Origin of the sequence: Aphanizomenon sp. CS-733/32, from assembly GCF_028330045.1 — a bacterium.
Classification (GTDB): Bacteria; Cyanobacteriota; Cyanobacteriia; order Cyanobacteriales; family Nostocaceae; genus Dolichospermum; species Dolichospermum gracile.
Map to the genome: position 1 here is coordinate 1 of NZ_JAQMSE010000027.1, position 9,654 is coordinate 9,654.

Below are 9,654 nucleotides of genomic sequence, written 5' to 3' on the forward strand. Positions count from 1 at the left end.
CAGGTGACAGGTGACAGGGAACAGGTGACAGGTGACAGGTTACAGGTGACAGGTGACAGGTGACAGGTGACAGGTTACAGGTTACAGGTTACAGGTGACAGGTTACAGGGAACAGGTAAGAGTTTTACCAATGACAACTGACAACTGACAACTGACTAAATTAGAGATTTTGCCTTTTCAGATTCTTTTCCTAATCCTACCAACTGATAGCTAAGATCCCACATCCGGTTACCTTTTTCATCATCTCTTGCTTGGGGGGAAACTTTTTGCACAAAAGATGTTCTGCCTTCTTTTTGACGATTTCCCCAACTCCAATAAATACCAGATTGTTTGTATTCAGAATCAGCAACCACCATTGCCACCCGCTCTCCTGATAATTCTTCAGTCACAAATCCCCCAGTGATATACTTTTGGAACAGGGGGAAAATCTTCTGGAACAGAGGATAGTGATTGCGGAATAAAGCCGTAGTTGCCACACAACCCGGATAGAGAGAACTGAAAGTAATGCCAGTAGATTCATGAAAACGGTTATGTAGTTCGCGCATAGTCAGAACATTACACACCTTACTATCTTTGTAAGCTTTAACCGGTTCAAATTCCTTACCGTTAATCATGCAAATGGGATTTTGGAAACCTGCGGCAAAACCTTCAAAATTACCCAAATCTGGACGAGGAGGAATTTTTCCACCCAATTCATCTGGGTTGTGGGTAACAGTTCCCAAAATTACCAATCGTTTATCAGTTGCAGGTGACTTTTGCAAATCTGCCAACATCAAATTACAGAGGAGAAAATGTCCCAAGTGATTTGTGGTAACGGTTAATTCATATCCTTCAGGAGAAAATAAAGGTTCTTTAATTAAAGGCATATAAATGGCAGCGTTGCAAACCAAAGCTTCTACGGTTCTGCCAGTAGCTCGGAAATTATTTACAAATTGTCGAACGCTTTCTAAAGAGCCTAAATCAATTTGCATGAGTGTGTAGCTATTTGCTGGGATTCCCACACTTTGAGCAGCTTTTTCGGCTTTGATTAAATCACGACAAGCCATAATAACGTGCCAGTTTCCTTTGTCTACGAGAGCTTTCGCTGCTTGCAAACCAACTCCTGAAGAAGCGCCTGTAATGATTGCTGTTGACTTACGATTTTGTTCCATTTATTCAGACTCCTTTGATGATAGGTTTATGACAAAACAGTCTACTATAATCTCATAATCTCATGTTTTTCGAGATCCCTGACTTCTTGGGCTTTTTTCTTGTAAGCGGGGCGGCAAAACCCACCTGGGTTAATTTCAGTTTGTAATTTCAGCATAGACTAATCTGGAATAGGCTACTTCCAATGCCATATATGATGTGATTATTAATGAATCAGTAAAGGTAATGACTACTTATAAGATTGATTTAAAAGACGATATTTTGCAGGTGGGTTTTGGCTACAGTATTGCTCAAAATGACCAAATTGTCAAAGATGCTGCTACACAGTTGGAGGAAATGGCACGGTCGGGGAAGTTAGCAGGAGGTCAATTATTGAGGATTAATGGACCGATTTCTATTCCTGTGGCTTTTGTGTTGGCACATAAGTTAGCACATATTTACGGAGCAATTGGTTGTTTTGATCCGAAACTAAGTAAGTATGTGATTTGCATCACACACAACCCAGCATATAACCTGGGAGATTTGATTGATTGAAGCCTAGAGAGAGGAAATCAAAATGGCTGAAATGGTGAAAGTTGTCTTATTTCGTCCGCCACAGTCGGGTAAATCTTGTCTGCGAGAGGGTTTAAAATGTTAACTGAATACTCTTGAACGTACTCAAGTCAATTAATAAACGAGATCAATAAACTATAAATCATTATATAGGAATCCGGTTTGATTCTGTGAATTTACTTGTGTGATCAGGGAACAGGAAAGACAATATGCTATAATCTACCTAATGATTTAGGAGTTAAATTAATGCTACAAATCAATAAGAATTATGTTTTAGATCAAAATCAAAAACCAATTGCTGTACAAATTCCTATTAGTGAGTTTGAACAAATAGAGGAAATTTTAGAAAATTATGGATTAGCAAAACTGATGGAAGAAGTAGAAACTGATGAAATTTTATCTAAAAATGAAGCTTTAAAATATTTAGAATTACTTAAAAATAACAATGTGGAAAGTTGAATATACAAAGAAATTTTTAAAAGAATTAGCATCCTTACCTAAAGAGATTCAATCTCGGATAGAAGCAATTGCTTTTACTGAATTAGAAATAGAAAATCCTTTTGAGTTAGGCTATCTTGGAAAAATGAAAGGTTACAAAGATAAATATAAAATTAGAATAGGAGATTATAGAATTGGTTTAACTCTTAATCAAGAAACTCAAACTATTTTATGTCAAAGAGTTGCACATCGTAGCGAAATCTATAAAATTTTTCCTTGATTTGCAATAGTGCGATCGCTCTTTTGATTCTACTAAATTCTGGAAACTGGGTTGATAAAACCCAACATTTTCCATTTTCAGGAAGTAATTACATCCTGATTCCACCTGAGTTCACCTGAGTTCGGTGTTAGGAGTTAGGAGTTAGGAGTTATGATTTTTTCAACGAGATCATAAGGGTTTGAGACTCATATTTGAGGCAGTTTTCCAAAAATTATCTTATGTCGAACTCAGGTGATTCCAATATTTTACAACTCTTTCACCGTTAACTGAATACTCGGACTTGGTAATAACCTATATCTCAGATATAATCCCAACCACACAAAACCGATAATCAACAAAGTCCCAATTCCCAGAAAGTTCGGCAACCAAAACACTACTTCTACATGATTCATATCCCCTACTTTAAGTCTCCATACTAGTTGATTACCATGCTTTTCTGGTTGGATAGAATTTTCATCATCTTGAATATTCTCCATTCCCCAAGGTGTCTGTAAGCTAAAGTCTAAATTGACAAGAGAACTATCACCTTTTGTCGTCAGCATAGCTAAAGAATGCAAGTCTAAATCATAAACTAAATGATTTCTAGAAAATAGGAAAAAATTCCTATCTTCTGCAACTAAAGTTGAGCTAAGATTTGCCAGTTCCGAACCATCACTATCTTCAGCAGTGCGAGTATTGAAAAAACTAGTAAATTTTTCTTGTAATTCCTGCGCACTGGTAAAGGGAATTTTAACAATAATTTCTGATGCTGAAACTCTCTCTATTGAACCTGCTAATGTTCGCGCTCGATTTTCTAAATTTTTTAACCATTCGGAGAGATAATTACTGCCAAAAAGAGTGATTTTTTCCGATAACTGAATATGCTGTATTAATTCACCATTATTTGTGCTGTTAAAGTTCACTCCTAAATCATACTTGACACAACCAGATAATAGTAATGAAGAAAGTATCACCATCAAGACAATTGGTTTGATTTTAGTAATTTTTCTGATTTTGCTAATAGAAAAAAACACAGATTTTCTGAAATTTGATATCATCTTAATGACAGAGAATACATTCATAACTAAATCTCTCCTTATTTGCTAAAAACTTAACCAAACTAAATAGAAAATTATCAAACCAACAGAAATTAAACCTACCCAAACGAAATTATTGTCTTTAGTATTGACCGTACTCAAGTCAATGTATTCCCGTTCTACAGGTTTTGGTTTAGATGTAGATTTTTGCGGTTGGGAAGTGACAATTATTTTAGATTTGTTATCAGAAACTATACCAAAATCAGGAATTTCTGTCATCCATTCTTTTGGTCTGTTCAGTTTGGGTGCTTTTAAAATATAAACTAGGCGTTTTGCTTGCTGACGAATTTCATAATGGGGATGACGGCTGAGTTGTTGACAAAGAGCGATCGCTTCTTCGGAACGTCCCGCAGCTTCATAAGCATTCACCAACCAGATTTCTATTTCACCAGCAAACTGGGTATTTTTTCCTAATAGGGTACTGGCTTTTTCTAAATTTTCTACAGCTTCCCGATATTGACCATTTTCAAAAGCAGTTGTCCCAATTTGGAAATACGATTTAGCGAGTTCTAAATTTTCTGTAGTCATTGGTCATTGGTCATTTGTCAGTTGTTAATTGTTCTTAAATAGCTTGAATTTTAACTTACAGCAGATTGTAGATAAATGAAGTCTTACTGATGATTTCTGTAGGAGTTTAGCAGTTTACTAAACGATTTTAAAATTTTTGAGCTATATTTAGTCATCTTTAGATGACTTGAGCTATTAGACAGGGAATTGATTCCCTGGCTGAATTAATTTTGCTGTAACTTGTCCCCCATTCCGATTATTGTTTCGACTGATGAGAACCCAGAATCATTGTTCCAATTCCCACATCTGTAAATACTTCTAACAATAAGGCATGAGGAATGCGTCCATCAATTATATGTGAAGCTTTAACTCCTTGGGCAAGCGATCGCACACAACAATTCACTTTCGGAATCATCCCCCCACTAACTATACCATCAGCAATTAATTGTCGCGCCTCCCGAATATCCACTTTGGGAACTAAGGTAGAAGGGTCTTTATAATCTCTTAAAATTCCTCTCGTATCAGTCAGCAAAATTAACTTTTCCGCCCCCAAAGCAGCGGCTATTTCCCCCGCTACCGTATCCGCATTAATATTATAAGCCTGTCCAGTTTCATCCGCCGCCACGCTGGAAACCACCGGAATATAGCCATTACTCGCAAGTGTTTCTAATATCTTGATATTGACATTACTCACTTCCCCCACAAAACCAATCCCTTCATCACCTTGAGGACGAGCCTTAATTAAGTTACCATCCTTACCACAAAGCCCTACAGCCATTCCCCCAGCTTGATTAATCAAAGCCACAATTTCCTTATTCACCCGCCCAACCAACACCATTTCCACTACATCCATTGTTGGTGCATCAGTTACGCGCAAACCATTTTTAAACTGCGCTTCAATTCCTAATTTACCTAACCAACTATTAATTTCTGGTCCACCACCATGCACTAAAATCGGTCGTAAGCCCACACAAGATAAGAACACCACATCACGAATAACTTTATCTTTGAGGGAGCTATCCTTCATCGCTGCGCCACCGTATTTAACCACAACGGTACGACCGGCGAATTGTTGAATGTAAGGCAGGGCTTCGCTGAGAATTTCTACGCGATTAGCTTCAGCTTGCCTGATATATTCTGTATCATTAATCATGTTATTACCCAAGTTGCTAGTTATATAGTTTATGGGATAACTAGCAACAAGAGTTAATAACCTGTTGTGATCATAGCAGGGGGGGCAGGGGCAGGGGGAGAAGAGGCAGGGGGGGCAGGGGAGAATATTTTTCTCTTTCCTCTTACCTCTTCACTGTCACCTCTAACCTGTCACCTGTCACCTGTCACCTGTTCCTAAGAAAGTTGAAACAAGAAAGTAACTAAATCTCCCTTACCCAAGCTGATGCGATCGCCTGGACGAAGGCGATGTCTGTTACCTGGTAATAAAGGTAAATTATTAATGTAAGTACCATTAGAACTACCCGCATCCTCTATATAACAAGCATCTCCCTCAATCCGAATATCTGCATGAATCCGCGAAACGATCTCTGAATTTGCGAACCCGGAAACATCTATATCTGGGGGAACACGATCATTAGGCTTACCAATATGCACAACCGAGAGATTTTGTGGTAACTCTATTTCCTGATTCGCTTGAACATGGAATAACCGCGCTACTACCTGTTGTAATTGAGTGGTTGCCACCTTTCCTGATGGTGCGACTGGGGTAACTTCAGGAATAGATATAGGATCTATCTGGGGTACATAAGCCGGGGGAATATAAGGCTCAGATTCTGGTACTGCAACAGCCACAGGTTCAGGAGTGAGTACAGGCGGAATATAAACTTCGGGTTCTGGCGCTACTGGTGCGGGTGGAGGAGTCAGTACAGGCGGAATATAAACTGCTGGTTCTGGTGCTACTGGTGCAGGTACAGAAGGAACATAAACAGCTTGTTCCTGAACTACGACCACAGGTGCAGGTGCAGAAGTAAGTACAGACGGAATATAAACTTCTGGTTCTGGCGTTACAGGTGCAGATACGGGAGGATTAGCTGGGGGCGCAACTTGCAAGACATCAGGCTGTAACAGTTGCATCATTAAGTCAGGAGCAACTACTGGCGCTGGTACAGGATTAACAGCACCAGTTGAGGCGACTGTGGGAGTAGCGCCAAAATGGAGATTGTAACCGCACTGACCACAGAAAGCGGCATCTGACTGTACTGTTGCTCCACAATTAGGACAACTAGCTGTAGCTGGTAACGGCGTATAGCAAGCTTCACATTGAACAGCGCCGTCTGGATTGGGATGATTGCAATTAGGGCAGACGATCATGGATTTAAGCCTTAGTGAAGGTCGTTGTAAAAATATTACTGACAAGCACATAAGTAACTTTAGCTAGTGATGCTAAAAATTACTTACAGTGAGAACAGGTTGATCCTTGGTGATAATTTCTCATCATCTCAATCAGCCAAATCTCAAAAATCATACTTAATGTTGGAGTTCCAAACCAGCCGCCGCGTCTAGCAACCAGTAGAGTTCTCCTTGGGGACGAATTAACCGCGATGGATAGGCGAAATCATCCGCTACGGGTGCAAAAATTTGGGCTAAAGCTGGTCTTTTATTCGCACCAGCAGCCATAAAAATCACACTGCGAGCCGCGTTAATAAATGGGTAAGTAAAAGTGATGCGAAGATTATCATCTTTATTACCAACAGTAACTAAGCGATCGCTCACCTTGAGAGCTTCCGTGTAGGGAAACAAAGATGCAGTATGGGCATCATCACCCATTCCCAGTAAAACTACATCCAATGCTGGGAACTCTCCCGATGCCGAATTAAAAAATTTTTGCAGATGCTGGTTATACTTAGCTGCATCTACCTCTGGGTTAGCAGATAAAGTAGGGATAGCATGAATATTCGCCTGGGGAAGTTCCACCTGATCTAACCATGCACGTCTCGCCATCAGTTCATTGCTATCAGGATGATCTGCTGGTACATAACGCTCATCTCCCCAGAATACATGAATTTTATCCCAGGGCAACTTTTGATTAGCTATCGCCTCATACAAAGGTTTTGGTGTACTACCCCCTGACAAAGCAATTGTAAATTGCCCCCGTTCGCTAATAGCAGGTTCCAATTTCGACAGGATCAGTTCTAGCGCCCGTTGAACGAGTGCGGATACATTGGAATGGACTTCAACAGTTTTGTTCATGGCATTATCAACACATAGCCTGTTTCTTTGCAATACCATAGCGAACTTCTGACAATTTTCCGGTTTAACCCTAGAAACTTTTAATATCATCAGGTTAAGCCTAAGCTAATGCCTAGCCTAGCCATGAAATATCGTCCTCTACCTTCTTTACCATCATTTTTAGTCAGTTGTCAGTAGTCAGTTGTACTAATCGGAGTTCGGAGTCAGGAGTTCGGAGTCACCGAGTCAGGAGGAAGAATAGTTTTCACCAATTACCAATTAAGTGTTGACTTCCGGCTGAGAATTTGATATGATTGAGATTGATAAGGAAGGACTATCATCAAATAAAAATCAACTAAACCCCGATCCCCTTTCCCTCTTCTCGCCATAACTGATTTAACCTATTAGCGGGCATAGTTAAATACAGCACATCTCCGGGAGCGAGAATTGTTTCCAGCAAATCCCAGCCTTGTACAGTTTCATGGTTGATTTCCACATACAAAGGCACAAAATCCGCAAACTTAGCCACATCCTTCACCCACTCATCACAAAAAGGGTGTATTGGTGTAATAGTAGTTGCAAAAGCTACCCATAAATTATCAGCAATAATCCCATTACCAATAATCCTACCACCGAGAGCAGCCGCAGCAAAAGCAGGAGCAGCGAGTTCAGCAGGACTAAATACAGCCTCAAAATCAAATACCTGTTGTGCTATACCAGCAAAATCAGGATCAGCATAGTTGACAATTACAGGAATCTTTGGTGCTAAAGACTTAGCCTTGAGGGCAATTTCCAAATTAGTCGCATCATTATTAGTAACAGCTAAAACTGCGGTAGCAGTGTGAATATTACTTGCGTTTAAAGTAGCCCGAAAACTGGCATCAGCAAGAATAACGGGAATACTCATTCCTCTAGCAGTAGTCACATATCTATTATTAGCATCTGTTTCAATAACTACTACCTCATGGCCACTCAGGTGCAATTGTTGAACAATTCTAATGCCAATACCACTTAAACCACAAACAATATAATGATGATGTTGAGGAATTCTTGCCGCATCCAAAAATTGTTTTAAGCGACTACCCAGGATAAAATCCGTCAGCATCGCGTACCAAATCCCAATTACCGCAGCCCCAATTAGCATAATCACAATAGTAAATAACTTAATGCTGTCTGGTGCATTTTCGACAACCTTATCATTACCACCAGCCCCCGTAATCATGCCAACAGCAAAATATAAAGCATCAATAAAAGAGATACTATGTTTACTAGCAACATAGGTAAAAGTGGATAGTAAAATAATTACGAATAAAGCAATTGCCATACCCACAACTGATTGGGCGTGTTTCTGAAACTCCCGAATATTGGCAAAAACTTTAACTAATTTTCTGACTAATGACTTACGTTGGGGACGAATGCGAGGTTGAGTACCAATAATTAAGCGATCGCCTACTCTTAATTGTTGTTCCAAAAGCACCGCAGATACTAAATTTAGCTTGCCTTCCACAGCCACATAATAAATCAGCATCCTTGTGGGATCTTCCCATAAATCACTGATTTTTCTGCCTTTCCAGGGATGATTTTCGTGGATATATTCCTCTTGAATTGGCCAAATTTGCTCAAGTAACTTAATTTGACCAATAGCCTTATTCCCCAAAGCCGCAAAGGTAAATACAGGTGCTGCCAAACCCACAACACTCATACTTAAATGATTCGACAAAGTTTGATCAAGACGTTCACCTAAATTCGTATTATAAAACCGATTAATAATCCGAATCTGGGGATTAAGAACCCGTGCTTGCATCATAATTGATAAATTCAAAGCATCATCAGAAGTGGCAATTACTAAAGTATGTGCTTCTGTAATTCCTGCCGCTTGTAAAGTAGAAGCTGCGTGTAACTCACCAACAATTACATTACCAGCAGGTTCACCAGAAACAGGTTTGCGATGAATACCTACTACCAAAGCCCCCTGTTGTCTGAGTAAGCGAAAGATTTTATATCCAGTACGTCCTAAGCCACAAACAATAATTCGAGGTTTCATAAAACCGCAACATAAAATTTATATAAAGGGCTACATATCAGTTATCAAGAAAAGCATCACTGACTCAGAATTGAATTCAAGAATCCTTATTGTTGCTTAATTTGCGGCAAAATAACTGTAACTGAACACACGATATTTATCTCCAGGAAATTAAAAATTAATAACTAAAAATCTACCCAATTTAAATTAGTAGGGGCGGGGTTTCCCCTCCCTGGGGTTCACCATAGCCCGTTCTCGTCCTTATGTCTGTTGGGCAATAGCAGATTAGCTTAATCAGCAGAAGCTCCACGTCTCACTCTTAGGAGCGTGGGATGAATGCGCGTGAGTTGAGTTGCGTAGCCCAAATTGTATTTGAGCGTAGCGAAAACAAAGAAGGCTACAGCGACGAAACGAACAAAATATTGATTTTATGTTATTATAAAAAA

The 9,654-nt window shown here is 39.5% G+C and carries 10 protein-coding genes; 3 read left to right on the forward strand and 7 right to left on the reverse strand.

The genetic code is table 11. The annotated features are described in order from the left end of the window. Positions 1-155: 155 nt before the first annotated feature. Entirely contained in the window at positions 156-1,151 is a 996-nt protein-coding gene (locus PN471_RS01985) for a protochlorophyllide reductase (RefSeq protein WP_271775444.1), read from the reverse strand. 223 nt (positions 1,152-1,374) lie between these two features. Between PN471_RS01985 and PN471_RS01990 the strand changes: the two genes are divergently transcribed. The 3 genes from PN471_RS01990 (at position 1,375) to PN471_RS02000 (ending at position 2,419) form a co-directional block, all read left to right on the forward strand. Next, positions 1,375-1,683, forward strand: a complete 309-nt coding sequence (locus PN471_RS01990; RefSeq protein ID WP_271775445.1) for a CRISPR-associated protein Csx3 — start codon at positions 1,375-1,377, stop codon at positions 1,681-1,683. Between the two features lie 264 nt (positions 1,684-1,947). Next, positions 1,948-2,160, forward strand: coding sequence for a hypothetical protein (locus tag PN471_RS01995; protein WP_193894996.1), 213 nt, complete (start codon positions 1,948-1,950; stop codon positions 2,158-2,160). Further along, the gene (locus PN471_RS02000) at positions 2,147-2,419 is read left to right on the forward strand and encodes a type II toxin-antitoxin system RelE family toxin (protein WP_271775446.1); all 273 of its coding nucleotides are present in this window, start codon (positions 2,147-2,149) and stop codon (positions 2,417-2,419) included. The genes PN471_RS01995 and PN471_RS02000 overlap by 14 nt, the downstream gene beginning before the upstream one ends. A 245-nt stretch (positions 2,420-2,664) precedes the next feature. On the opposite strand, the gene PN471_RS02005 is transcribed toward PN471_RS02000, so the two are convergent. The 6 genes from PN471_RS02005 to PN471_RS02030 all read right to left on the reverse strand — a co-directional run bounded on the left by PN471_RS02005 (position 2,665) and on the right by PN471_RS02030 (position 9,229). Continuing rightward, positions 2,665-3,480 carry a DUF3153 domain-containing protein gene (locus PN471_RS02005; protein WP_271775447.1) on the reverse strand — a complete coding sequence of 272 codons (816 nt, stop codon included), beginning with the start codon at positions 3,478-3,480 and terminating at the stop codon, positions 2,665-2,667. Positions 3,481-3,501: 21 nt separating this feature from the next. Further along, positions 3,502-4,023 (reverse strand): tetratricopeptide repeat protein, encoded by a 522-nt coding sequence (locus tag PN471_RS02010; protein ID WP_193894992.1) that lies wholly within the window; start codon positions 4,021-4,023, stop codon positions 3,502-3,504. 235 nt (positions 4,024-4,258) lie between these two features. After that, the gene (gene argB / locus PN471_RS02015; RefSeq protein WP_193894990.1) at positions 4,259-5,155 is read right to left on the reverse strand and encodes an acetylglutamate kinase; all 897 of its coding nucleotides are present in this window, start codon (positions 5,153-5,155) and stop codon (positions 4,259-4,261) included. A 194-nt stretch (positions 5,156-5,349) separates the two neighbouring features. Continuing rightward, entirely contained in the window at positions 5,350-6,327 is a 978-nt protein-coding gene (locus PN471_RS02020; protein ID WP_271775449.1) for an FHA domain-containing protein, read from the reverse strand. A 156-nt stretch (positions 6,328-6,483) separates the two neighbouring features. Further along, positions 6,484-7,206: a 6-phosphogluconolactonase gene (gene pgl, locus PN471_RS02025; protein ID WP_271775450.1), complete on the reverse strand. Its 723-nt coding sequence runs from the start codon at positions 7,204-7,206 to the stop codon at positions 6,484-6,486. A gap of 334 nt (positions 7,207-7,540) precedes the next feature. Continuing rightward, on the reverse strand, positions 7,541-9,229 hold the full coding sequence (locus PN471_RS02030) for a potassium channel family protein (RefSeq protein WP_193898143.1): 1,689 nt from the start codon (positions 9,227-9,229) through the stop codon (positions 7,541-7,543). Positions 9,230-9,654 lie beyond the last annotated feature (425 nt).

What these genes read in the sequence shown, in the direction of transcription:
- PN471_RS01985 (WP_271775444.1), bottom strand. Translation starts at nt 1,151, where the DNA reads ATGGAACAAAATCGTAAGTCAACAGCAATCATTACAGGCGCTTCTTCA.
- PN471_RS01990 (WP_271775445.1), top strand. Translation starts at nt 1,375, where the DNA reads ATGACTACTTATAAGATTGATTTAAAAGACGATATTTTGCAGGTGGGT.
- PN471_RS01995 (WP_193894996.1), top strand. Translation starts at nt 1,948, where the DNA reads ATGCTACAAATCAATAAGAATTATGTTTTAGATCAAAATCAAAAACCA.
- PN471_RS02000 (WP_271775446.1), top strand. Translation starts at nt 2,147, where the DNA reads ATGTGGAAAGTTGAATATACAAAGAAATTTTTAAAAGAATTAGCATCC.
- PN471_RS02005 (WP_271775447.1), bottom strand. Translation starts at nt 3,480, where the DNA reads ATGAATGTATTCTCTGTCATTAAGATGATATCAAATTTCAGAAAATCT.
- PN471_RS02010 (WP_193894992.1), bottom strand. Translation starts at nt 4,023, where the DNA reads ATGACTACAGAAAATTTAGAACTCGCTAAATCGTATTTCCAAATTGGG.
- argB (WP_193894990.1), bottom strand. Translation starts at nt 5,155, where the DNA reads ATGATTAATGATACAGAATATATCAGGCAAGCTGAAGCTAATCGCGTA.
- PN471_RS02020 (WP_271775449.1), bottom strand. Translation starts at nt 6,327, where the DNA reads ATGATCGTCTGCCCTAATTGCAATCATCCCAATCCAGACGGCGCTGTT.
- pgl (WP_271775450.1), bottom strand. Translation starts at nt 7,206, where the DNA reads ATGAACAAAACTGTTGAAGTCCATTCCAATGTATCCGCACTCGTTCAA.
- PN471_RS02030 (WP_193898143.1), bottom strand. Translation starts at nt 9,229, where the DNA reads ATGAAACCTCGAATTATTGTTTGTGGCTTAGGACGTACTGGATATAAA.